Source organism: Microbacterium helvum (assembly GCF_014779795.1).
GTDB classification, from domain to species: domain Bacteria; phylum Actinomycetota; class Actinomycetes; order Actinomycetales; family Microbacteriaceae; genus Microbacterium; species Microbacterium helvum.
The window spans coordinates 298702-320928 of the sequence record NZ_JACXZS010000003.1 but is presented as its reverse complement, the minus strand read 5'-3'; the positions used below and the strand labels follow the sequence as shown (position 1 = coordinate 320928).

Sequence of the window (22227 nt, the reverse complement as noted above, 5' to 3'; positions counted from 1 at the left end):
CATCGATCCGGGCGGAAACGCTTGCGGTGCAGCATCCGTTGGGTTTAACGTTTTTCGATAATAACGTTTATCGATATGGAGCGGCGGGATGACGACGTACATGCCCATCGTCATGGCGGTGATCACCATGGCGCTGCCGATCGTGCTGATCGTCGCGGTGTTCCGCGCGCGGAAGACGCAGACGGCCACGCCGGTGGTGCGGATCGCGCTGATCGTGTCGGCGTCATGGGCGGGCATCACCCTGCTCGGCGCGACGTACATCACGGTCCTGTGGTTCTCGCCGAACGTGTACCCGTGGTTCACGCTGCGTTCGGCGACGTACTGGCCCGTCGACTCGACGTATGACCCGCTCGCCGCCGAGGTGCCGAGTCTGATGGCCGGCGGCTTCACGACGGCCGAGGTCGGGGCTGCGGGGCTGTCCGCCTCGACGCGGACGATCCTCGCCGCCGGCGATCTGACCGGGAGCCTCGTCACCGTCGCCCTCGCGTCGCTGGTGGCGATCGCCTGCTGGCGCTTCATGCAGGGACACCCGTTCGCGCCCGAGATCGCGCGGCTCAGCATCCTCGCCGCGGCGATCTGCCTCGTCGGCGGGTTCGCGGCGCAGGTCCTGTCGCAGTGGGGCGGCACGCTGGCCGCCGACGAGATCATCCGCGCCGGTCAGGCGCCTGCGGGACTCGAAGCGGCGAGCGGCCTGTCGCTGGATTTCTGGCCCCTGTTCGCAGCGATCGGGCTCGGCGCATTCGCGGCGCTCGCCCGGTACGGCACCTCGCTGCAGCGCGAGACCGAAGGACTGGTGTGACCCGCAAGGCGGTCGACACCCCGAACGAGAGAGATGAAACGAGGATGACCATGCATGCCACACCGCGCACCCACGTCTCGCGGGCCGAAGGATTCACACTGGGCCTGATCGCCACCGGCGCGGTCAGCGTCGCGATCGCCGCCCTGGTGGCGATCGTGCAGCGCGCGATCAGCGTCTTCGGCGATGACCCGACGGTGCCGATGCCGGTCACCGGCGGCGACGTCGAGGCGCTCGACGGGGTCGCAGACGTGACGGCGGCCGTCTACACCTCGGCGGATGTCACGTTCGCGTCCCTGCCGACCGGGGTCAGCTGGCTGCTGCTGCTCGAGGGAGCCCTGCCCGCTCTCGCCACGATCGGCGTGTGCGCGATCGCATGGTGGCTGGGCGTCTCGCTCATCCGCGGGCGGCCCTTCCGCGCGTCGATGCCTGCCGCGATCGGCACCGTGGCGTGCCTTGTGATCGCCGGCGGGCTGTTCGGTCAGTTCGCAGGAGCGTGGGGGCGCGCGATGCTCGTCGAACATCTCGCGGCAACGGACGACGCCGTCACGGACGTGTTCTTCCTGTTCATGCTGCCGCTCGATCTCGCGCCGATCGGCTGGGGCTTCGCCCTCGCCCTCGTCGCGACCGCGTTCCAGCTCGGCACGCGCCTGCAGCGCGAGACCGAAGGACTGGTGTGATGCGCGTTCGGCAGGATGCGGCATCCACTCGATCCGAGACGGCGGACGCGGTGACCGTGATCGTCGTCGGAGCTCTGGCCGCCATCGTCGTCGTGGCCGCAGCGGGGATGAGGGCCGTTGACGTCTTCCGGCCGGGCGGGATCGCGTGGACGTTCGACGTCGACCAGGTGCCCATCGACGCCAAGCTGGACTCCGAAACAGCCGGGGTGCAGGGATTCATGACTCAGGCAGAGGTCATCGCGCCGGGCGTGAACGCGGTCTCGGTCACCGCGATCGTGCTGTCGATCGTCCTCGGCGCCCTTGCCGCGCTGCTGGTGATCGCCGCGGTGATGTTCGTGGCGTTCAGCCTGTTGCGCGGCCGGATCTTCATGCCGGCGACGGCGCGCGCGTTCGACGTCATCGGCTGGGCGATCGTGCTCGGCGCGGCAGCGGTGATGTTCTTCGACACCCTCGGTCGCAACGGCGTGCTCGCCGCCCTCGGCGCGGAGGACGTCGGAGCCGACCTCGGCGCGCAGTTCTGGGCGTTCGCACCGGCCTGGGCGGCCGGCGTCTCGGTCGGCATCGTGGCCCGCGCCTTCCGCCGCGGCGTGCGGCTGCAGCGTGAGACGGACCTGCTGGTATGACCCCGGCCGAAGACGAAGGGCCCTCGGGAGTCCACTGTCGCCTCGATGAGCTGCTCGAAGAGCGCGGCATGACGCTGACCCGGCTGTCGGAGCTGGTCGGGGTGTCGGTCGTGAACCTGTCCATCCTCAAGAACGACCGCGCCCGCGCGATCCGCTACTCGACGCTGTCCGCGATCTGCCGCGTGCTCGACTGCGAGATCGGCGAGCTGCTGGTGCGCGCCGACTGACCCCGTCCGCCCTCGTCGGCCGCGACCGCCGCCGCAACCCGGGCCTTCGGGATGCCGGGCGCCCGGCATCCCGAACCGACGCACGCCTCCGCACGACCTGATTGCTCCGCAGTCACTTCCCGCGGGTCGACGCCCCCCGAGGTGTCGATATCTGACTGCGGAGCAATGGTCCTTACCCGTTCCGCAGTCATCTTCTGCGCCCGCACCTGGTGCGCACGATCGAGAAGTGCCTGCGGAGCAGTGTCGGCCTATGCGCGGGCGCTCAGGGCGCGACGTACTCTGAGCACCAGGTCGCCGCGTGCGTCGAAGACCTGAGACTTCGTCACGCGAATCACGAACCAGCCGGCAGCGGCGAGCGCTTCGTACCGCGCGATGTCTTTCGTCCACTGGTCCGGATCGGTCAGGTGGTGCTCACCCTCGTACTCGATCGCGATCTTGTGGCCGGCATACGCGAGGTCGACGCACGCGACGAGTCCGCCGTCGGCGCCGCGGACTTCGTGATTGAGCTCGGGCTCCGGCAGTCCCGCATCGACAAGGATCAGGCGGCACCGGGTCTCCATCCGCGACGCAGACCGGGTGCGGACGCGCGGGAGCGCGGCCCGCAGAGCGGCAACTCCGATCCGTCGTCCTGCTCCGACCGCGGCAGCAAGCTGCGCCATCGTCGCGAGCGCGGGCGGATCGTTCGTGAACATGGGCTCGCGCACGACGGCATCTCCCAGCGCGACGAGGTCGTACTCATCCCTCACGACGGAGGCAAGGCTCGCCCAGGTGCTGGCGGCCGAGCTCAGCCTCACGCCATGCTCGGCATGGACCACCACATGGTTGCGACCCGACCTCAGCTGATGACCCCGCACGCCGGCATGCCGCGGATGGCGCGCCGGCGCGAAGACCCCGACATCCAGGTCCCGAAGGCGCCCGAAGGAATCTCGCAGAAGTGACGCGGGGACCGGCAGCCCCCAGAGGATCGCTGCGGTCACATGGGTGAAGAACTGGTTCGGCGGCATCGTCAGCGCGAGTGTCAGCGCACGCTCCCGCAGTTCGAGCGCATCGGATTCGCCCTGCGGCTGTTCTCTGACCTGCGACCGATCGGACTCTCGCACCGGCGGCGTGCCTGCATCGACTGCGGCGACGCGCTTGACGACGCGGACTCCGCGGTACGGCGCGTCGAGGTCGCCCGCGCGAAGACGCGATCCGGACACGCCCGCCGCGCGGGCGGCCCCGACAGTGAAGGTGCGGCCGAGATGTTCAGGGAGCGGTGTGCGTTTCATCGGGCCACCGTGGCCCGCCGCCACCGCTTCGCAGTCGCATTCTGCACGATCGGTGGGAACTGCACCCGCAGTACCTGCCTGTGGAGGAAACGGTCCGCCCGTCGCTCCCCGCGCTTCCGCAGTCACATTCCGAGGGTCCGCGTGCTGCACGTTGCCGAAAGTGGCTGCGGAGCACGAAGAACCCCGGCAACGCGGGGCGCGACAGCGCGGGGCGCGACAGCGCGGGGCGCGACAGCGCGGGGCGCGACAGCGCGGGGCGCGACAGCGCGGGGCGCGACAGCGCGGGGCGCGACAGCGCGCGGGTTCCGGGATGCCGGGCGCCCGGCATCCCGGATCCGCTGTGTCAGTCGTGGCCGATGATGGGGACGCGCACGCCCTCGAAGGTGTCTCCGGTGAGGACGGCGGTGACCTCGGAGTCGTCATCGACGCCGTCGACCTGGGCGACGACCGCGCGCGGCGCCATGTCGGCGGTGCACACCTGATCGGCGGGCGGGTCCGCGAAGGTCACGGCGACCTCACTCGGCGATGAGAGAGCGACGTCCGAGATGACGGGAACGCACGAGGACGAACCCCAGGTGAGGATGACGAACTGACCGTCCTCACCGGTCCAGCCGGCGCTCGGCAGATAGTCGGTCTGGCCGCCGCCGGTGAGCCCGGGGACGCCGTCGACATCCGCGTCACCGGTGTAGTCGCCGGTGAAGCGGATCTCGAGCTCCTGGGTGGGGTCGACGTCGGGCGGCACCGCGACGGTCGTGACGCGCGGCACGAGGTCCATCGTGCAGGCCGTCGCCTCGGGCGGATCGAGCAGTTCGACCTCGAGCACGCCGTTCGTGTAGGCGACATCGCCGGCGACCGGGATGCAGGTGGACGAACCCTGCGTGACCACGCCGATCATGCGGCCTCCGTCGAGCCAGGCGACGTCGGCTTCGATCTCTTCGGCCTGGTCGTCCGAGCCTGCGGCGGAGGGCGATGTCGACGTCGGGGTCGGCGTCGATCCGGAGCCGGCCGGGGTCGCGCAGGCGGTCAGCAGGCCCGCGGCGAGCAGTGCCAGACCGAGACCGGCGACGAGAGAACGTGAGCGGGTGGGCATGCGAGCCTCCTCGGATTCCGCGGACGCTATTCCCCCACGGCGTCCGTCACCCCTATCGTGTCGCAATCGCGCCCGGAATCTCAGTACCTCGATAACGTGCCGGTCACGATCGGCCGTGAGGAGGCCTCACTGCAGCGCCGACGTGAGGCGCGCGAGGTTGTCGAGCACGGTCGAGCGGAGCGGCTGCTTCTCCCACTCGTCGAGCGTGAGTTCGCGTGACAGTGAGCGGTACATGTCTTCGACGCCGCGCATCTCTTGGACGAACTCCTCGCCGCGCACGAGCATCGAGATCTCCATGTTGAGACCGAACGAGCGCATGTCCATGTTGCTCGATCCGATGATCGCGACCTCGTCGTCGATCGTCAGGCTCTTCGTGTGCAGGATGTACGGCTTCTTGTACATCCAGATCTTCACGCCGGCGCGCAGCAGCGCTTCGTAGTAGCTGCGCTGCGCGTGATAGACGATCGCCTGATCCCCTTCCTCCGACACGAACAGTTCGACGTGGATGCCGCGCTGGCAGGCCGTCGTGATCGCGAGGAGCATCGCCTCATCGGGGACGAAATAGGGACTGACGACGATGATCTGGCGCTGTGCGGCGTACAGCAGCCCCGCGAACAGCTTGAGGTTGTTCTGGAACTCGAACCCCGGGCCGGACGGCACGATCTGGCAGTCCAGGTCGCCCGGTCCGGCGGTGACGTCGAACAGGTCGATCTGCTCGGTGAGCACCTCGTCGGTCTCGGAATACCAGTCGCTCAAGAAGACCGCGTTGATGGATGCCACGACCGGCCCCTCGATGCGCGCCATGAGGTCGACCCAGTTCAGGCCCCGCTTGATGTTCTTCTTGAGGTTGTACGTCGGTGCCGTCACGTTCTGCGAGCCGGTGAACCCGACGAGCCCGTCGACCACGAGCAGCTTGCGGTGATTGCGCAGATCGGGTCGCTGATACTTGCCCTTGAACGGCTGCACCGGAAGCATGAGATGCCACTGCGCCCCCATCGCGGTGAGGCGCCGGAGCGTCTTGCGGTAGAACGGCTTGCCGCGGTTCGCCCAGTGATCGAGCAGCACGCGCACCGTCACGCCGCGGGCCGCGACCTCTTCGAGCGCACGGAAGAAGTTGTCGGTCGAGGCGTCGCTCTGCAGGATGTAGAACTCGACGTGCACGAAGCGCCGTGCCTTGCGGATGGCGTCGGCCATCACGTCCAGGCTCTCTTGGTAGTCGGGGATCAGGTGCGCCGCGTTGTCGCCCGCCAGCGGCATCGCGCCCAGGTTGCGGTTGAGGGTGACCAGGGAGGTGAACCATGCCGGGGCGTGCGGGCGGAGCGTGCCGAAGTCGAGGGATGCGCTCGTGTCGTGGATGTAGTCGTTGATGCGCTCCTGCTTGCGACGCCGCTTGCGCGGCAGCCGCGGGTTGCCGATGAGCAGGAACAGGAACACCCCGATGATCGGGATGAAGTAGATCGCCAGCAGCCAGGCCATCGCCGCGGTGGGACGGCGGTTGCGCGGCACCACGATGACGGCCGTGACGCGGATGATGATGTCGATGACGAGGATCGTCAGCACCCACCACGTCGAGTCGATCGTGACGGTGATCATCGGGCAGTGCCTCTCAAGCGCTGATCAGAGCTGACGTGTGCCCCACTGTAGCGGGGTCGGCCGACACGCCCGGATTGCGGCGACGACGCGCCGCCTCAGCTGTCGGAGGGACCGGATGCCGCGGCCCGGGGCGGCAGACCCCGCTTGGCGCGCTCCTCCGCGTCGACCTTCGCGTACACGCGCCGCTCGGTGCGGTCGGCGCGGACGATGCTGCGCAGCACGAAGAAGAAGATCAGCGAGACCAGGACGGTCGGCAGAAGCGTCCACAGCGCCGCAGTCCAGAAGTCCATGCCTTCAAGGATACGCCGTGCGGGTATCGCCTCCTCCCCAGGGGCCGCCGACGGCTCCGCGCGGCCGTGATCCATCCACAGGGGTTACGCGCAGGTCCCCCCGGCCACGAGAGTCGTGCGCCATGACCCCCACGATCGTGAAAGCCGCGGATGCCGCGCAGTTCCTCTCCTTCGTCCCGAGGCTGCTGGGCTTCCAGCCCACCCGCAGCCTCGTGGTGATCCCGTTCGGCGGCACGCGCAGCCTCGGTGCGATGCGGTTCGATCTTCCGCCCGACGACGCGGAAGCGGTGGATCGGGTCGCGTCGACCGTCATCGGCATGGTCTGCCGCGTGGCCGGGGCCGATGCGATCGCCGCGGTCGTCTACACCGACCTCGGCTTCGCCGATGAGGGGATGCCGCACCGCGACCTGCTCGACGCCCTCGCGCTCCGCGCCGACGCGTGCGGGCTGCGGCTCGCCGACCTGCTGTGCGTGGCCCGGGATGCGTGGGGCTCGGCCCTCGATCCGGAGAGCCCCGCCGGCGGCCGTGGACTCGACGAGCTCGACCGCGAGGACGCGGACCTCGCCGCGCTGCCGCTGCCCGTGGGCGACCAGGCCTCAGGCGCCGCGCTGCCCGAGCCCGAACCGGGCCGGCGCGAGCTCGTCGGTCGTGCACTGCACGAGCTGCGCCGCGCGCTCACCCAGCTGTGCGGGCCCGACACTCCAGAAGTGGATGCCGCCGCCACCGCGGATCCGCCGGCTCCGGCGCACGCGCCGACCGACGACCTCGGACCGGTGCCCGCGCCGGTCAGCGGGATCGCCGCGGAGGCGGCATCCCCCGACGCAGACCGGGTCGACCCGCGCGCGCTCGCCGCGGCATCCCGCCTCGACGATCTGCCCGAACTGTTCGAAGCCGTGCTCCGCGGGGATCCCGAGGACCTCGACGCCTACGACCGGGCGGCACTCGTCTGGTGCTTGGAACGGCCGTCGCTGCGCGACATCGCCCTCGTGCAGTGGAGCGGCAATCTCGCCCAGGGCGATGAGGCACTCGCCGCGCAGCTGCGGTGGGAGTCCGGCGAGGAGTACCCGCCGCACCTCGCGATGCGCATGTGGGGTGACGGCGAGCAGCCGTCACCCGCGCGTCTGGACGCCGCGCTGAAGCTCGTCCGCACAGTCGCGGGGTGCACTCCGCGCGATGCGCTGCCCGGACCGCTCGCGATGTGCGCGTGGCTGGCGTGGGCGCTCGGCCGCTCGACGCATGCCGGCGAGTACGCCCAGCGCGCGTGCGACATCGATCCCGACCACGGCCTGGCGCAGATCGTGCTCTCGTTCGTGCGCGCGGGGCACCTGCCGGACTGGGCGTTCCGGCGGTGAGAGTCCGCTATCGCCCTGGGAAGGGGCTACTTGACGAGCGGGAAGAGGATCGTCTCGCGGATGCCGAGGCCGGTGACCGCCATCAGCAGGCGGTCGATGCCCATGCCCATGCCGCCCGTCGGAGGCATGCCGTGCTCGAGCGCGCGCAGGAACTCCTCGTCGATGCGCATGGCCTCCAGATCGCCGCGCGCGGCGAGCTTGGCCTGCTCGACGAAGCGCTCGCGCTGGATCACCGGATCGACGAGCTCGGAGTAGCCCGTGGCGAGCTCGAAACCGCGCACGTAGAGGTCCCACTTCTCGACGACGCCGGGGATCGAGCGGTGCTCACGCACCAGCGGGCTCGTGTCGAGCGGGAAGTCCATGACGAACGTCGGGCGCACGAGCCCGGGCTTCACGAAGTGCTCCCACAGCTCCTCGACGAGCTTGCCGTGGATGGCGTGCGGGGGCAGTTCGACCCCCTCGGACTCGGCGAGCGCGACGAGATCTTCGAAGGGAGTCTCCGGTGTGATCTCGCGCCCTGCGGCCTCGGACAGCGAGCCGTACATCGACAGCCGGTCCCACTGGCCGCCCAGGTCGTACTCGGTGCCGTCGGCCCACACCACCGTCGTCGAACCCGACACGGCGATCGCCGCGTTCTGGATCAGCTCCTGGGTGAGGTCGGCGATGCCGTTGTAGTCGCTGTACGCCTGGTAGGCCTCGAGCATCGCGAATTCGGGGCTGTGCGTGGAGTCCGCGCCCTCGTTGCGGAAGTTGCGGTTGATCTCGAAGACCCGGTCGATGCCACCGACGACGGCGCGCTTGAGGAACAGCTCCGGCGCGATGCGCAGGTACAGATCGGCGTCGAAGGCGTTCGAGTGCGTGATGAACGGGCGCGCCGAGGCGCCGCCGTGCTGCACCTGCAGCATGGGGGTCTCGACCTCGATGAACTCGTGCGAGGAGAACGTCTCACGCAGGCTCGCGTTCACCTTGGCGCGCGCGATCACCGTCTCTCGGGCGCGGTCACGGACGATGAGATCGAGGAAGCGGCTGCGCACCCGGCTCTCTTCGCTGAGCTCGGAGTGCAGGTTCGGCAGCGGCAGAACGGCCTTCGACGCGATACGCCAGTCCGACACCATGACCGACAGCTCGCCGCGACGGCTGGAGACGACCTCGCCCGAGACGAACACGTGGTCGCCCAGGTCGACGAGCTCCTTCCACTGCTGCAGCGACTCCTCGCCGACGGCGGCGAGCGAGACCATCGCCTGGATTCGGCTGCCGTCGCCGGCCTGCAGCGATGCGAAGCACAGCTTGCCGGTGTTGCGGCTGAACACCACACGACCCGCGACCCCCGCGACGACGCCCGTCTCGGCGCCGGCCTCCAGATCGCCGAAGCGCTCGCGCAGCGCCGGGATCGTGTCGGTGATCGGCAGGCTCACCGGGTACGCCCCACCCGCGGCATCCGTCCGCTCGGCGATCAGACGCTCGCGCTTGGCCAGCCGCACGGCCTTCTGCTCGAAGACGTCTTCTTCGGTCGGCTCGACGGGCGGCGGCGTGTCGGTCACGGGGTGGGCTCCTCAGTGGGGTGTCGTCCGCAGAGCGCGGACCCGTCGATTCTACCGAGGGCCGTCCCGGGGCTCGCTGAGTCCGTCGGCGCCCGCGGCGCAGCGGTGGTGAGCGTTCCGCTCGGACGGCGACCGAGGCGAAGTGACTTCCCTCGCGAACTGGGCTATGGTCGGCCGGACCCGCCAACTATCACAGGGGAAGCGAGGACACCATGTCGAAGCAGCAGGCGAAGAAGCCCGCTCAGATGTCGCTCAAAGAGAAGCGCGAGCAGAAGCGGGCGAAGGTCGAAGAGAGCACGGTGCGCACCCGCAAGGGTTCGTGATCGCCAGCACTCCGTGCGGACACGACGGCGTGCTCCGCCCGGAGGGCGCCGAGCGGGGACGACAGGTGTCCTTCCCGCTCGGCGGTGCTCAGCCGAGGTAGATCTCGGCGTTGTCGACGAATCGGTGGCCCGCGACGGTCGCCGCGATCAGCGCCAGAGCGGGCCCCTGGGAGCCCTCGTCCGCGGGCAGGAACGTCTGCGGGTCGACGACGCTCAGGTACTCCAGGCGGATGCGCGGCTCGCCCATGAGCGTCGACTGCGCAGCGGCGATGCACGCATCGATCCCGCGATCGGCGTTGGCCGCGGCGGCGTCCAGCGCCGCGGGCAGCAGCACCGCCGCGGCGAGGTCCCGGTCGTCGAGCATGCCGACGCGGGTCGAGACCGGCAGGCCGTCGTCGCGGCGCACGGTCTGCACGGTGGCGACCTCGACATCGAAGAAGAGGTCGCGGATCATGCGACGCACGAGGAACACGCGCTGCCGGTCCCGCTCGCCGTACACGGCGACATCGGGACGCACCAGGTTGAGCAGCTTCGCCTCGACGGTCAGCAGACCGTCGAAGTAGTAGGGCCGCGACCTGCCCTCGTACCGCAGGCCGAGGTCGCCCGCGCCGACCTTCGTCGTCGCGGCGCCGTCGGGCAGGAGCTCGTCCGCGCGAGGAGCGAACACCACGTCGACGCCGAGCGACTGCAGCAGCCGCTCGTCGTCGTCCGGCGTGCGCGGATACGCCTCGTACTCGGCGGGCGACCCGAACCGCAGCCGGTTGACGAACAGCGACACCACCACGATGTCGGCGACCTCGCGCGCCCGGTGCACGAGGTCGATGTGACCGTCGTGCAGCGAGCCGATCGTCGAGATGAGTGCGACCCGGGCATCTGGTGCGCCGGCGCGCACCTCGGCGAGCCGCGTCTTCAGAGCGTCGACGGTGCTGATCATCCTTGGATCGTAGCGGCGGGATCGCCCGCCGGCCCCGACCCGGCCTCGCTCAGCGCGTGGTCGATCGTCGTGTGCGCCAGCTGCGACAGGTACGCACCAGGGTGCGGAACGCCGGCCTCGGCGAGCAGCGCGGTCGCCTGCCGCACGATCGACCGCGAGAAGTCGCGTGCGGTCGCGATCGCCTCGGCGTATGCGGGGCGGGCGGACTCGTCCACGACGACGGGCTCGCAGCCGAGCTCTACCGCCAGCGCCTGCGCGATCGGCAGCACCGGTCCGGGTGCGGTGACTGCCGCGTACGCGCTCGCGAGCGCACGGAAGTCCATCGAGGTGCCGCTGAACTCGATCGCAGGGTGCACGGCGAGCGGGATCGCCCCTTTCGCGACGGCGGGAGCGAGGATGCCGGTCCCCCACGCCGGGTCGGTGTGCAGGACGAGCTGGCCCGGCTGCCAGGCGCCCACCTCCGCGAGACCGGCCACCAGACCCTCGAGCTGGTCATGCGGCACCGCGACGATCACGAGCTCGCTGCGACGCGCGACCTCGGTGGCATCGAGCACGGGGACCCCCGGAAGGATCGCCTCGACGCGCTCCGGATCCGACCCGGCGGTGACGCCCACCAGCGCGTGGCCGGCGCCGGCGAGCGCCGCCCCGATCACCGGTCCCACGCGGCCGGCGCCGATGACGCCGACGCCCAGACGCCCGTCACGGGTCATGCGCCGTCCTCCTCACGATCGGCCGGTCGCGTCGGCGCATCCGGCAGATCCGCGGCGCCCGCCTCCGGCACACGCAGCTCGGTCGCACTCGATTCCGGCACGCGCGGCTCCGCGGGCGCGCCGGCCGACGCCGGGGGCGTGGGCACGGGCGCGAGCACCGAGGCCGCCGGGGGCGCCGGGACGCCGGCATCCATCTCGTCCTGCGCCCAGCGGTGCGTGCGGTCGGACTGCGCCGCCCGCACCGATGCACGTGCCACATCATCGAACAGCTGCAAGGCGACGTCGCGGTCGATCGCCGCGAGGAAAGGCGTGACCGGGCCTTGCACGACGTGCGCGCGCCCGTTGGTCACGCGCGTGAGGCGATCGAGGGGGCCCTGGTACAGGCCGAAGCTCTGCAGCCGCGCCAGCGGCAGGACCACGATCTTGCGCCACACCACGCCGCGCCGCATGAGCAGCTCGTCCTCGGTCAGCAGGAAGCCGTTGCGCCGGTACGACAGCGGCCGGATCCACCACGCGCGACGCGGTGTGTTGACGAACGTGTCGCCCTCCCGCGGGCCGAACATGCCCTGCTCGACCACGAGCGCCCGCTCGTCGTCGGTCATCGCCGGCTGAACGAGCCGCAGCACCCGCTCGACGTCGACCACCGTGCCGACGGGCAGCACCGTCGTGAAGTCGTCGTTGCTGCCGTCGGATGCACTGCGCCCGGTGAGCCGGTTGATGCGGATCGTCCACCACCCTGCCGGGCGCCACAGGATCGGCTGCGTGACCTCGACGGCGTGCACGCGCCCCGGCGGGAGGATCTCGGTGATCGTCGTCGTGAGCCCGTACGTGATGCGCACCCCGTCGGGCGTCGGCGCGATCGAGTACCGCAGCGACTTGAAGATCGAGCGGACCCAGTACGCGCCGAAGCCGATGATCGCGGGCACGAAGCCGAACAGCAGCCACGTGACTCCCTGCGTGACGCCGACGACGATCGCGACGATCGCGAAGAGCAGACCCACCGTCGACATGCTGAGGACGTGGGATGCCACGAGCCGGCCGAGCGGGATGTGCACGACCGACTCGGGTTCGGCGACGGGCGCCTCAGGCCCCTCGAGGATGCCGGTGAGCTCGCGACTGACGGTGAGCCCCAACGCGGCGGTGCGGCTCGCCGGACGCGCGCCGACCGGGGCAGCCTCATCAGCCAGCCGGCGACCCGAGGCGAGACGCAGGATGTCGGCGCGCACCGCCTCGGCGTTCGCGGTCGAGAGGTACTCGAGCTTGACGTTCGCCGACATGCCGGCACCGACGACCTCGAGCTTGGCCATGCCGAGCAGCCGGGCGATCATCGGGCGCGTGAGGTTCACCCCCTGCACACGGTCCAGCGGCGCCCGCCGCTGCGTGCGGAACAGGATGCCGCTGCGCACCTCGACGTCGTCCTCGGTGATGCGGAACGTGTGGAACCGCCAGGACGTGTAGAACACCGCCACCAGGATGATCAGCACGGCCAGCACCGCCACTGCGGCCAGCACGTACAGGTTGTTCGCGATGACGAAGTCGACCGGGTCTCCGCCCATCTCCTCCCACTCGACGACCTCGTCGCCGACGCCGGGCGCCAGCCACGGCAGGAAGATGTAGAGCAGCCGGTCGCGCAGGTTCGAGAACACGATGCCGATCACGACGAGCAGGAACAGACCGCCGCGCAGCAGGGGCGTGAGCGGGTGGAGCCGGTGCCATTCGCCGTCGCTGAGCGGCGAGCGCACCAGCTGCGGCGGCGGCGCGGCGGGCCCGCCGGCGGAGTCGGGAACCGTGGTCATAGACCCGTGCGCCGGCTCTCGGCGACCTCGATGAGGTGATCGCGCAGAGTCTCGGCCGTCGACTGGGCGAGCCCCGGGATCACGACGCCGGTCGCCGCCGCGGCGGTCACGAACTTGAGCTGCGCGATGCCGAACCCGCGGTCGAGCGGACCGTGGGTGATGTCGATGAGCTGCATGCGGCCGTACGGCACGGCGACGAACCGCTGCCACAGGATGCCGCGGCGGAACACGAGGTCGTCCTCGCGCAGCCGGTACCCGATCGAGCGCGCCTGCCTCGGCAGGATCGCGAGCGTCCACACCTGGATCACCGCAAGCACGCCGCCGACCGCCCACGCCCACCAGCCGACATGCAGCAGCAGCGTGAGCACGAGCGTCGCCGCGATCACGATCGCGAGGAACGACCCGTGCGAGATGAGCTGCACGGTCACGTACTTGGGCGAGATCTGGTGCCACACCCCGCCCTCGAGCACGAGACGGTTCTCGGACGTCGGCTCTGCGATCCGGTCGAACGATTCCGCGGGCGCAGCCGCCCCACCGCCCACCGCGGCACCGCTGGGCGCGCCAGGCGTGTCAGTGGTCCCTGAGTCGCGGCTCGAGTCCGGAATCATCTCCGGGCTGTTCGTCATCGTCGTCCTTCCGGATGGTGCACAGGTGCTCCGCGACGAGTCCGGCGGCCACCAGCACGGCGCCGCACACGGTCGTCGCGATCACCGTTCCCCACGAGCCTATCGACGGCGTGACAGGCCGCGTCGCGAGGAAGATCCACAGTCCCCCGCCCAGTCCGCCGATAGCTGCCCCGACGATGCTGGAGGCCTTCGCGAGCATCGCGATCCGCAGCGCACGGAACGGGTTGACGGCCGCCTTCGAGGTGCCGCGCGTGGCCCGCCGGATGGGGACCGCGAGCGCGATCACGACCGCGCCGAGCAGCACCAGCAGGATCGGCAGCGTGACGGCCGGCGTGAACGTCGAGCGGCCGGCCGAGGTCAGCACCTGGTCGACGAGGAAACCCGCGGCGAGACCCAGGACCGCCGCGACGATGAGCACGCCCGCACCGGTGCGCTTCATCGCTCCCCCTGCAGCCTGCGCAGTGCCTCGTCGACGCGCCCCACGCCGGGCAGCACCGCGTCGGGATCGACAGCCAGCCACGGCCCGAGCACGAAGTCGCGCTCCGCGGCACGCGGGTGCGGCAGCAGCAGGCGGGGGTCGTCGCTCACGACATCGCCGTAGGCGATGAGGTCGAGGTCGAGCGTGCGGTCCTCCCACCCGGCCTCCAGCGCCGAGCGCTCGGCGCCGCGCACGCGACCGTGCCTGCGCTCGATCGCGTGCAGGTACGCGAGCAGCACCGAGGGCGCGAGGCGCGTGGTGAGCACCGCCACGGCGTTCAGGTACGCGGGGGCCGCGGCATCCCTCCCCTCGGGCTTGAGCGCGACGGACTCGACCGGCTCGGATGCGCGCACCGCATCCACCAGCGGGAGGCGTGCCAAGTCGGTGATCGCGGCGGCCATCGTCTCGGCACGGTCGCCGAGGTTCGCGCCGAGCGCCACGACCGCCTCGACCTGAGCCCGGGGGTCGCGCTCGACGTCGCCGTCGAAGCCCTGTGCGAGCCGGCGGTTCACGCGTCGGCCCCGTCGAGCCTGCGGCGTGTGATCGTGACCGACACGTCCGAGAACGGCACTGTGATGGGTGCGTGCGGCTTGTGGATCGTGACCCTGGCGACGTGCACCAGGCGGTGCTGCAGCAGATCGTCGGCGATGCGCGCGGCCACGCCCTCGATGAGGTTCAGAGGATCGCGTCCGACGAGCTCCACGACGCGCTCCGCGACCTCGCCGTAGTGCACGGTGTCGGCGACGTCGTCGGATGCCGCAGCCGCCGCCGTGTCGACGTACAGGCTGACATCGACGACGAACTCCTGGCCGTCACGACGCTCATCGGCGAACACGCCGTGATGGCCGAACGCCCGGACGCCGGTCAGCGTGATCTCGTCGAGCGGACCCATGCGGCTCCCTCCTCCCAGCTGCGCGCCACTGTGAGAGCATCGCGCGTACCTGCGACATCGTGCACGCGCACCGCCCACGCGCCGGCCTGCGCCGCCAGCACGCTGGTCACCGCGGTCGCGACGTCTCGGCGCGCCTCGTCGACCTCGGCGGGCTCGTCGTCGAGGGCCTCGGCGAGGAACCGCTTGCGGCTCGTGCCGACCAGCACCCGCGAACCCGGTCCGACGAGGCGGTCGAGCCCGCGCAGCACGGCCCAGTTCTGGTCGCCGCGCTTGCCGAAGCCGACACCGGGGTCGAGGATCACGCGCGACGGCGCGATGCCGAGGGATGCCGCCACCTCGACCCGTTCGCGCAGTTCGGCGATCACCTCGCCGACGACGTCGCCATACTCGGCGCGGGCGTACATGTCGGTCGAGTGTCCGCGCCAGTGCCCGATCGCGACATCGGCCGCGGTGGGCGCGATCGCGGCGAGCATGTCGGGGTCGGCGAGGCCGCCCGAGACGTCGTTGACGATCCGCGCACCGGCCTCGACGGCCAGCACCGCGGTCGACGCGTTCATGGTGTCGATGCTCACCGGGATGCCGGCCTCGGCGAGCGCCTGCACGACCGGCAGGACGCGCTCCTGCTCGACGCGGGGATCGACGCGATCGGCGCCGGGCCGGGTCGACTCGCCGCCCACGTCGAGGACGTCCGCTCCCTGCGCGCGCAGCAGCAGCCCGTGCGCGACGGCGTCGTCGGGATCGACGTAGCGTCCGCCGTCGCTGAACGAGTCGGGCGTGACGTTCACGATCCCCATGATGAGCGTCATCGGCGCCCCGGGTCGCTCGTGCATCCGAGGCGTTTCGTCTCGCTTCGCTCGCTCAACGGCCGATCGCGGTTCATCGTGCCGCCCCGATCAGCGCCACGATCTCTGCCCGCGCGGCTGGTTCGGCGAACTCGCCGCGCGCCGCGATCGTCACGGTCGAGGCATCCGTCTGGCGCCCGCCCCGCATCGTGACGCACTCGTGCGTCGCGTCGAGGACCACGAGCACGCCGCGGGCGTCGAGGGACCCGGCGATCACGTCGGCGATCTGCTCGCCCAGGCGCTCCTGCACCTGAGGGCGCGACGACAGGATCTCGACGACCTTGGGAAGCGCGCCCAGCCCCACGACCTGCTCGCCCGGCAGATACGCGAGGTGCGCGTGACCGCGGAAGGGCAGCAGGTGATGCTCGCACACGGAGCGGAAGAGCACATCGCGCAGGATCACGGCGCCCGACGGCAGCGTGTCGGGCGCGGGCCCTCGCGAGACCGAGATCGTGTGCGCGAGCGGAGCGGCGGGATCCGCACCCACTCCCGCGAAGAACTCGGCGTACGCATCGGCGACGCGCTCCGGGGTCTGCTTCAGCCCCGGGCGCTCGGGATCCTCGCCGATCGCCTCGAGCAGTTCGCGGACGAGAGCGGCGACACGTTCACGGTCGACGGCCACAGCCGCGCCTCAGGCTGTCGCAGGACGCGCCTGCCCGGACGGACGGCGCTTGGCGGCCTTCTCGGCCGTCGCCTGCTCGGCCTCGACGCTCGCCGCGAGTCCTGCCTCGTCGCGACGCTGCGGCACCTCGACCGGGGGCAGCTCCGAGACCGGGCGCTGCTCGCTCGACAGCCACTGCGGACGCGGCGGAAGGCGCTTGACGTCCTTGAAGATCTCGGCGAGCTCCAGGTGGTCGAGCGTCTCCTTCTCCAGCAGCGCGAGCGCCAGCTTGTCGAGGATTCCGCGGTTGGCGTTGATGACCTCGTACGCCTCGTTGTGCGCCTGCTCGATCAGCTCACGCACCTGCGAGTCGACGCGCTCGGCGATCCGCTCCGAGAAGTCGCGGCCGTGACCCATGTCGCGGCCCATGAAGACCTCGCCCGAGGACTGGCCCAGCTTGACCGGACCGATGTCGCCGGTCATGCCGTACTCGGTGACCATCTTGCGGGCGATGCTCGTCGCCTTCTCGATGTCGTTCGACGCGCCGGTGGTGGGGTCGTGGAACACGATCTCTTCGGCGACGCGGCCGCCCATCGCGTACGTCAGCTGGTCCTGCAGCTCGTTGCGGGTGACCGAGTACTTGTCGTCCAGCGGAAGCACCATCGTGTAGCCGAGGGCCTTGCCGCGCGGCAGGATCGTGATCTTCGTGACGGGGTCGGTGTGGTTCATCGCCGCCGCCGCGAGCGCGTGGCCGCCCTCGTGGTAGGCCGTGATGAGCTTCTCTTTGTCCTTCATCACGCGGGTGCGGCGCTGCGGGCCGGCGATCACGCGGTCGATGGCCTCGTCGAGGGCGCGGTTGTCGATCAGCTGAGCGTTCGAGCGGGCCGTCAGCAGCGCGGCCTCGTTCAGCACGTTCGCGAGGTCGGCACCGGTGAAGCCCGGCGTCTTGCGCGCGACCACCTCGAGGTCGACGCCGTCGGCGAGCGGCTTGCCGCGACCGTGCACCTCGAGGATCTTCTGGCGGCCCTTGAGGTCGGGCGCGTCCACGCCGATCTGACGGTCGAAGCGGCCCGGGCGCAGCAGCGCCGGGTCGAGGATGTCAGGGCGGTTGGTCGCCGCGATGACGATGACGTTCGCCTTCGGGTCGAAGCCGTCCATCTCGACGAGCATCTGGTTGAGCGTCTGCTCGCGCTCGTCGTGACCGCCGCCGAGACCGGCACCGCGGTGGCGGCCCACCGCGTCGATCTCGTCGATGAAGATGATCGCCGGCGCGTTGTCCTTGGCGTTGTTGAACAGGTCGCGCACGCGGCTGGCGCCGACACCCACGAACATCTCGACGAAGTCCGAGCCCGAGATCGAGTAGAACGGCACGCCCGCCTCGCCGGCGACGGCGCGCGCGAGCAGGGTCTTGCCCGTACCGGGAGGGCCGTACAGCAGCACGCCCTTCGGGATGCGGGCGCCGACCGCCTGGAACTTCGACGGATCCTTCAGGAAGTCCTTGATCTCTTCGAGCTCTTCGATCGCCTCGTCGGAGCCGGCGACGTCCTGGAAGGTGACCTGCGGCATCTCCTTGGTCACGAGCTTCGCGCGGGACTTGCCGAACTGCATGACCTTGCTGCCGCCGCCCTGGGCGCTGGACAGCAGGAACCAGAACAGCAGACCCAGCAGCAGCATCGGCAGCAGCAGCGACAGGAAGCCGTCGAACCACGTGGCGCGCGGCACCTCGTCGTTGAAGCCGTCCTTGGGGTCGGCGGCATTGATCGCGTCGACCACCTCATCGGCGCGGGCGGTCACGTAGTAGAACTGGACGTCGCTGGCGCCCTCGTAGTCCTTCGAGAGCTTCATGTCGACACGCTGGTCGCCGTCGGTGTTGACCACCTCGGTGACGGTGTCGCCCTTGAGCAGCTCGAGACCCTCCTGGGTCGAGATCTGCTTCGCGCCGTTCAGGCTCGAGATGAGCGAGAACCCCACGATGAGGAAGACCCCGATCAGCAGGACGTAGAAGAGCGGGTTGCGAGTGATCTTCTTGAAGTCCATGGTGCGGGCCCGAGCCCGATCCCTTTCGTCGACGACCCGTCGCGGGACCGAATACCCCCGTCGACGGTTGTTTCAGGGTACAGCGGGCTTCCTAGGCGCCGTCTGTGCATTCGCCCCGGGCGTAATCCCCGGCGTCCGGTAGTTTGTGGTGAAGCGTCGCACGAGACACGTCGAGGAGGACTCCGTGCCCCGCATCCGCCGCACCCTCGTCGTCCTGATCGCGGCCATGGCCGTGCTGACCGGGTGCGCCTCGGTGCCCGCGGCGCTCGCCCCGTCCGACATCGTCGACGAGATCTCGTGTGCGGGCTCGGACCCGCTGACCGGCGTCCCCGACGTCGACGCCGGGCGCATCCCCGACGGCTTCGAGCCCGTCGCCGCGGTGCGCTGCCTGCCGTTCCATTCCGCCGAGGACGACCAGGGCATCTGGTCGGTCGTCGCCCGTGAGCGACTCGAGGGCGACCTGGCGCCCCTCCTGGCCGTGCCGGCGACGCCGGACGACGCACGCTCCCTCGGCCCCTGCGCAGCGATCGCCACGATCGCGCCACAGATCTGGCTGACGGATGCCGGCGGCCGAGGCATCCTCGTCCGCATACCGGTCGACGGCTGCGGCCAGCCGAAGGTCGACCTGGTCGCCGAGGCGATCGCCGGGCTCACCGTGGTGCGCACCGACGAGGAGCAGCGCACGCTGGCGCAGCCGCGCGAAGCCCTCGAATCGGGATGCCCGCCGACGTGGGCCGCGCGGCCGCTGCGGCTCGCGCCCGCGGAAGACCTCGAAGCGGGCCCCGCTCCCCAGCCCTCGCCGTCGGGCGACGGCATCCAGACCATCCCCTGGGCCGCACCGAGGGTGCCGGCGCCGGGCGAGGTCGACTCGCTCCGGCTCTGCGCGTACTCCACGGACGAGGCGGCCAACCCCGCCACGACACCGGCGCCGGGCGCCACGACATGGGTGACCATCAAGTCCGAAGGGACGGCGTGGTTCACCGGGACGCGCGAGCTCGACGCCGCCGAGACGCGGGCCGTGCTCGACGCTGCCGCCTCGGCCGAACCTCTGCCGGCGCCCTGCGACGACGTGCCCGGCTCGCTCGTCGTGCTCGACGCAGGCGGCGGTGCGGCGCCGATCACCGTCGAGCTGGACGGCTGCCGCCGGCTCATCGTGGACTACATCTCGACGTTCGCGGCCCCGCCGGGCCTCATCGACCTGCTCGCCGGATGACGGTCAGCTGTAGACGTGCGGCGCGAGCACCGCGACATCGCGCAGGTTGCGGTACTTCTCGGCGTAGTCCAGGCCGTAGCCGACGACGAACTCCGGCGGGATGTCGAACCCGACGTACTTGCAGTGCACCTCGACCTTGGCGGCCTCGGGCTTGCGCAGCAGCGCGAAGACCTCGACGGATGCCGCACCGCGAGCCTCGAAGTTCTCCAGCAGCCAGCTCAGGGTGAGGCCCGAGTCGATGATGTCCTCGACGATGAGGACGTGCTTGCCGAGGATGTCGGTGTCGAGGTCCTTGCGGATCTGCACGACACCGCTGGACTTCGTGCCGGCGCCGTACGACGACACCGCCATCCAGTCCATCGTGACGTGCTTCTTGAGAGACCGCGAGAAGTCGGCCATGACCATGACCGCCCCCTTGAGGACTCCCACGAGCAGCAGATCCTTGCCCTCGTAATCCGCGGCGACCTGCACCGCGATCTCGTCGAGCTTTGCTCGGACCTGCTCCTCCGTGACGAGGACTTCGGTGATGTCGCTGGAAACGTCGGCCGCGCGCATGCAGAGAGTCTATTCAGCAGTGGGCTGTGAACTCGATGCGCCCGCCGGCACGCAGCAGAGAAGTCTCCTCAGCGACGGGCAGTGAACTCGATGCGCCCGCCGGCACGGCGGGCGCGGCATCCAGGCAGGTCGATGGGTCCCTGACCCGACCAGTCCGTCGCGAGCCGCGCCACTTCGAGCGTCTGCGCCCGCGTGAGGCTCTGGTGGAACTCGCTCGCGACGACCAGCCGGATGATCCGGTGCCGCAGCGCGGCGGGGTTCGCCGCCAGTGCCGCCGCCGAGACCGAGATGCCGGCCTCGGCGTGCTCGACGATGTCTTCGATCGTCTCGTCGATCATCTCGTCGAACGCCGCCGCGTCTTCGCGCAGCTGTGCGGCCGTGCGGGCCAGCGCCTCGGCGATGCCCGGGCCGAGCTCGCCCTCGAGCACCGGCAGCACCTTCTCGCGCACGCGCACGCGCGCGAACCGCGGGTCGCGGTTGTGCGGGTCCTCCCACGGCTCCAGTCCCTCGGCCGCGCACGCGGCACGGGTCGTCGCACGCCGCACACCCAGCAGCGGCCGCAGCAGCAGCACTCCGGAGAGGCCGGATGCCTCGGCCATGCCTTGCAGGCTCGTCGCGCCCGACCCGCGAGCAAGGCCCAGCAGCACGGTCTCGGCCTGGTCGTCGAGGGTGTGCGCGGTGAGGATCGCCGCAGCGTCCTCGGCGATCGCCGCGTCGCGCAGCGCGTCGTACCTCGCCTCGCGTGCCGCCGCCTCGGGTCCGCCCGCGGCACCCACCTCGACGCGCACGATGCGGGCCTCGAGCCCCAGCGCCTCGGCCGCGGCCGCGGCGGCGGCTGCGGCATCCCCGGATCCATCCTGCAGACCGTGGTCGATCGTCACCGTCACCGTGCGCAGCCCGCGCTTGGGCGCCTCGAACGCGGTCGCGGCGGCCAGCGCGAGCGAATCGGCGCCGCCGGAGAGCGCCACGACGACGGTGCCACCCGGCTCGAGCGCCGCCAGCGCCTGGCGGACCGCCCGGCGCACCTCGGCGACGGCGGGGTCCAGTCCTGGTCTGCGCGCGTCCACGCGTCCACGGTAGCGGGGCCGGGTTCTCGAGAGCGGCCCACCTCGTTTCGTCTTCGCTCCTCTCAACGACCCGGATCGCGGGCCGCGACTAGGCTTGTCGACGGCATCCGCAGTCTTTCCGAAGGAGCACCACTATGGGCGCGTACGACGCCGTCATCGAGATCCCGCGCGGCAGCCGCGTGAAGTACGAGGTCGACCACGGCACCGGCCGTGTCTTCCTCGACCGCATCCTGTACACGCCCATGGGCTACCCCACGAACTACGGGTTCTTCGAGAACACGCTCGGCGAGGACGGCGACCCGCTCGACGTGCTCGTGATCCTCGACGTCGACCTGGCGCCCGGCATCCTCGCGAGCGTCCGCCCCGTCGGCGTGCTCAAGATGAGCGACGAGGCCGGCGGCGACGACAAGGTCGTCGCCGTGCTCGCCAAGGACCCGCGGTGGGCGCACATCCAGGACGTCGGCGACATCTCCGAGTACCTGCAGAAAGAGATCGCGCACTTCTTCGAGCACTACAAGGACCTGGAGCCCGGCAAGTGGGTCAAGGTCGACGAATGGGCAGACGCGGCAGAGGCCGAGCGCCTCGTCGCCGAGGCGTTCGACCGCTTCAAGGAGCACGAGGGCCAGACCAAGACCCAGGGTGAAGGCGTGGCTCCCAGCACGCTGTGACCCCCTGAACGAACGAGAGAGGTGG

At 70.6% G+C, this 22227-nt stretch carries 24 protein-coding genes; 7 read left to right on the top strand and 17 right to left on the bottom strand.

The features are described from left to right. The first annotated feature begins 88 nt into the window (after positions 1-88). Genes IF188_RS06730 through IF188_RS06715 form a run of 4 tightly spaced genes read left to right on the top strand, consistent with a single transcriptional unit; the run spans position 89 to position 2326 of the window. Complete coding sequence (locus IF188_RS06730) at positions 89-799, top strand: hypothetical protein (RefSeq protein ID WP_191171011.1); 711 nt, start codon at positions 89-91, stop codon at positions 797-799. A 50-nt stretch (positions 800-849) separates the two neighbouring features. Further along, a complete protein-coding gene (locus tag IF188_RS06725) occupies positions 850-1476 on the top strand; it encodes a hypothetical protein (RefSeq protein ID WP_191171010.1) in 627 nt (208 codons plus the stop codon). Continuing rightward, entirely contained in the window at positions 1476-2099 is a 624-nt protein-coding gene (locus IF188_RS06720; RefSeq protein WP_191171009.1) for a DUF2975 domain-containing protein, read from the top strand. The genes IF188_RS06725 and IF188_RS06720 overlap by 1 nt, the downstream gene beginning before the upstream one ends. Next, entirely contained in the window at positions 2096-2326 is a 231-nt protein-coding gene (locus IF188_RS06715) for a helix-turn-helix domain-containing protein (RefSeq protein WP_191171008.1), read from the top strand. Before IF188_RS06720 ends, IF188_RS06715 begins: the two co-directional genes overlap by 4 nt. 248 nt (positions 2327-2574) lie before the next feature. On the opposite strand, the gene IF188_RS06710 is transcribed toward IF188_RS06715, so the two are convergent. The 4 genes from IF188_RS06710 to IF188_RS06695 form a co-directional block, all read right to left on the bottom strand. Then, on the bottom strand, positions 2575-3594 hold the full coding sequence (locus tag IF188_RS06710) for an endonuclease domain-containing protein (RefSeq protein WP_191171007.1): 1020 nt from the start codon (positions 3592-3594) through the stop codon (positions 2575-2577). A gap of 343 nt (positions 3595-3937) precedes the next feature. After that, entirely contained in the window at positions 3938-4684 is a 747-nt protein-coding gene (locus IF188_RS06705; protein ID WP_191171006.1) for a hypothetical protein, read from the bottom strand. A 126-nt stretch (positions 4685-4810) separates the two neighbouring features. Further along, positions 4811-6277: a cardiolipin synthase gene (cls, locus tag IF188_RS06700; protein WP_191171005.1), complete on the bottom strand. Its 1467-nt coding sequence runs from the start codon at positions 6275-6277 to the stop codon at positions 4811-4813. Positions 6278-6372: 95 nt separating this feature from the next. Next, complete coding sequence (locus IF188_RS06695; RefSeq protein ID WP_191171004.1) at positions 6373-6567, bottom strand: hypothetical protein; 195 nt, start codon at positions 6565-6567, stop codon at positions 6373-6375. A gap of 122 nt (positions 6568-6689) precedes the next feature. Between IF188_RS06695 and IF188_RS06690 the strand changes: the two genes are divergently transcribed. Next, positions 6690-7919 carry a DUF4192 family protein gene (locus IF188_RS06690; RefSeq protein WP_191171003.1) on the top strand — a complete coding sequence of 410 codons (1230 nt, stop codon included), beginning with the start codon at positions 6690-6692 and terminating at the stop codon, positions 7917-7919. Positions 7920-7945: 26 nt separating this feature from the next. On the opposite strand, the gene lysS is transcribed toward IF188_RS06690, so the two are convergent. The 11 genes from lysS to ftsH all read right to left on the bottom strand — a co-directional run bounded on the left by lysS (position 7946) and on the right by ftsH (position 18699). Continuing rightward, positions 7946-9460: a lysine--tRNA ligase gene (gene lysS, locus IF188_RS06685; protein ID WP_191171002.1), complete on the bottom strand. Its 1515-nt coding sequence runs from the start codon at positions 9458-9460 to the stop codon at positions 7946-7948. 411 nt (positions 9461-9871) lie between these two features. Then, positions 9872-10717 (bottom strand): 4-phosphopantoate--beta-alanine ligase, encoded by an 846-nt coding sequence (locus IF188_RS06680; RefSeq protein ID WP_191171001.1) that lies wholly within the window; start codon positions 10715-10717, stop codon positions 9872-9874. Further along, on the bottom strand, positions 10714-11427 hold the full coding sequence (locus IF188_RS06675; RefSeq protein ID WP_191171000.1) for a Rossmann-like and DUF2520 domain-containing protein: 714 nt from the start codon (positions 11425-11427) through the stop codon (positions 10714-10716). Before IF188_RS06675 ends, IF188_RS06680 begins: the two co-directional genes overlap by 4 nt. Continuing rightward, entirely contained in the window at positions 11424-13223 is a 1800-nt protein-coding gene (locus IF188_RS06670) for a PH domain-containing protein (protein ID WP_191170999.1), read from the bottom strand. Before IF188_RS06670 ends, IF188_RS06675 begins: the two co-directional genes overlap by 4 nt. After that, positions 13220-13849: a PH domain-containing protein gene (locus IF188_RS06665; RefSeq protein ID WP_224751530.1), complete on the bottom strand. Its 630-nt coding sequence runs from the start codon at positions 13847-13849 to the stop codon at positions 13220-13222. Before IF188_RS06665 ends, IF188_RS06670 begins: the two co-directional genes overlap by 4 nt. Beyond that, positions 13794-14288, bottom strand: a complete 495-nt coding sequence (locus tag IF188_RS06660; RefSeq protein ID WP_191170998.1) for a DUF3180 domain-containing protein — start codon at positions 14286-14288, stop codon at positions 13794-13796. Before IF188_RS06660 ends, IF188_RS06665 begins: the two co-directional genes overlap by 56 nt. Further along, on the bottom strand, positions 14285-14839 hold the full coding sequence (folK, locus tag IF188_RS06655; protein WP_191170997.1) for a 2-amino-4-hydroxy-6-hydroxymethyldihydropteridine diphosphokinase: 555 nt from the start codon (positions 14837-14839) through the stop codon (positions 14285-14287). The genes IF188_RS06660 and folK overlap by 4 nt, the downstream gene beginning before the upstream one ends. Beyond that, positions 14836-15219 (bottom strand): dihydroneopterin aldolase, encoded by a 384-nt coding sequence (folB, locus tag IF188_RS06650; RefSeq protein ID WP_191170996.1) that lies wholly within the window; start codon positions 15217-15219, stop codon positions 14836-14838. The genes folK and folB overlap by 4 nt, the downstream gene beginning before the upstream one ends. Continuing rightward, positions 15192-16025 (bottom strand): dihydropteroate synthase, encoded by an 834-nt coding sequence (folP, locus tag IF188_RS06645; RefSeq protein WP_191171068.1) that lies wholly within the window; start codon positions 16023-16025, stop codon positions 15192-15194. The genes folB and folP overlap by 28 nt, the downstream gene beginning before the upstream one ends. Positions 16026-16095: 70 nt before the next feature. Further along, entirely contained in the window at positions 16096-16683 is a 588-nt protein-coding gene (gene folE, locus IF188_RS06640; RefSeq protein WP_191170995.1) for a GTP cyclohydrolase I, read from the bottom strand. 9 nt (positions 16684-16692) lie between these two features. Then, positions 16693-18699, bottom strand: coding sequence for an ATP-dependent zinc metalloprotease FtsH (ftsH, locus tag IF188_RS06635; protein WP_191170994.1), 2007 nt, complete (start codon positions 18697-18699; stop codon positions 16693-16695). A 184-nt stretch (positions 18700-18883) separates the two neighbouring features. Between ftsH and IF188_RS06630 the strand changes: the two genes are divergently transcribed. After that, the gene (locus IF188_RS06630) at positions 18884-19912 is read left to right on the top strand and encodes a hypothetical protein (RefSeq protein WP_191170993.1); all 1029 of its coding nucleotides are present in this window, start codon (positions 18884-18886) and stop codon (positions 19910-19912) included. 3 nt (positions 19913-19915) lie between these two features. On the opposite strand, the gene hpt is transcribed toward IF188_RS06630, so the two are convergent. Both hpt and tilS read right to left on the bottom strand, forming a co-directional pair. Beyond that, positions 19916-20467 (bottom strand): hypoxanthine phosphoribosyltransferase, encoded by a 552-nt coding sequence (gene hpt, locus IF188_RS06625; RefSeq protein ID WP_191170992.1) that lies wholly within the window; start codon positions 20465-20467, stop codon positions 19916-19918. A 68-nt stretch (positions 20468-20535) separates the two neighbouring features. Then, positions 20536-21534 carry a tRNA lysidine(34) synthetase TilS gene (gene tilS, locus IF188_RS06620; RefSeq protein ID WP_191170991.1) on the bottom strand — a complete coding sequence of 333 codons (999 nt, stop codon included), beginning with the start codon at positions 21532-21534 and terminating at the stop codon, positions 20536-20538. A 134-nt stretch (positions 21535-21668) separates the two neighbouring features. Between tilS and ppa the strand changes: the two genes are divergently transcribed. Continuing rightward, positions 21669-22202, top strand: a complete 534-nt coding sequence (gene ppa, locus IF188_RS06615) for an inorganic diphosphatase (RefSeq protein WP_191170990.1) — start codon at positions 21669-21671, stop codon at positions 22200-22202. Positions 22203-22227 lie beyond the last annotated feature (25 nt).

Coding starts and splice junctions, on each gene's coding strand:
- IF188_RS06715 (WP_191171008.1), top strand. CDS start 2,096: ATGACCCCGGCCGAAGACGAAGGGCCCTCGGGAGTCCACTGTCGCCTC.
- cls (WP_191171005.1), bottom strand. CDS start 6,277: ATGATCACCGTCACGATCGACTCGACGTGGTGGGTGCTGACGATCCTC.
- ppa (WP_191170990.1), top strand. CDS start 21,669: ATGGGCGCGTACGACGCCGTCATCGAGATCCCGCGCGGCAGCCGCGTG.
- IF188_RS06730 (WP_191171011.1), top strand. CDS start 89: ATGACGACGTACATGCCCATCGTCATGGCGGTGATCACCATGGCGCTG.
- IF188_RS06690 (WP_191171003.1), top strand. CDS start 6,690: ATGACCCCCACGATCGTGAAAGCCGCGGATGCCGCGCAGTTCCTCTCC.
- folB (WP_191170996.1), bottom strand. CDS start 15,219: ATGGGTCCGCTCGACGAGATCACGCTGACCGGCGTCCGGGCGTTCGGC.
- IF188_RS06695 (WP_191171004.1), bottom strand. CDS start 6,567: ATGGACTTCTGGACTGCGGCGCTGTGGACGCTTCTGCCGACCGTCCTG.
- IF188_RS06725 (WP_191171010.1), top strand. CDS start 850: ATGCATGCCACACCGCGCACCCACGTCTCGCGGGCCGAAGGATTCACA.
- IF188_RS06660 (WP_191170998.1), bottom strand. CDS start 14,288: ATGAAGCGCACCGGTGCGGGCGTGCTCATCGTCGCGGCGGTCCTGGGT.
- IF188_RS06670 (WP_191170999.1), bottom strand. CDS start 13,223: ATGACCACGGTTCCCGACTCCGCCGGCGGGCCCGCCGCGCCGCCGCCG.
- IF188_RS06705 (WP_191171006.1), bottom strand. CDS start 4,684: ATGCCCACCCGCTCACGTTCTCTCGTCGCCGGTCTCGGTCTGGCACTG.
- folP (WP_191171068.1), bottom strand. CDS start 16,025: ATGACGCTCATCATGGGGATCGTGAACGTCACGCCCGACTCGTTCAGC.
- IF188_RS06710 (WP_191171007.1), bottom strand. CDS start 3,594: ATGAAACGCACACCGCTCCCTGAACATCTCGGCCGCACCTTCACTGTC.
- IF188_RS06720 (WP_191171009.1), top strand. CDS start 1,476: ATGCGCGTTCGGCAGGATGCGGCATCCACTCGATCCGAGACGGCGGAC.
- IF188_RS06675 (WP_191171000.1), bottom strand. CDS start 11,427: ATGACCCGTGACGGGCGTCTGGGCGTCGGCGTCATCGGCGCCGGCCGC.
- hpt (WP_191170992.1), bottom strand. CDS start 20,467: ATGCGCGCGGCCGACGTTTCCAGCGACATCACCGAAGTCCTCGTCACG.
- IF188_RS06665 (WP_224751530.1), bottom strand. CDS start 13,849: ATGACGAACAGCCCGGAGATGATTCCGGACTCGAGCCGCGACTCAGGG.
- ftsH (WP_191170994.1), bottom strand. CDS start 18,699: ATGGACTTCAAGAAGATCACTCGCAACCCGCTCTTCTACGTCCTGCTG.
- IF188_RS06680 (WP_191171001.1), bottom strand. CDS start 10,717: ATGATCAGCACCGTCGACGCTCTGAAGACGCGGCTCGCCGAGGTGCGC.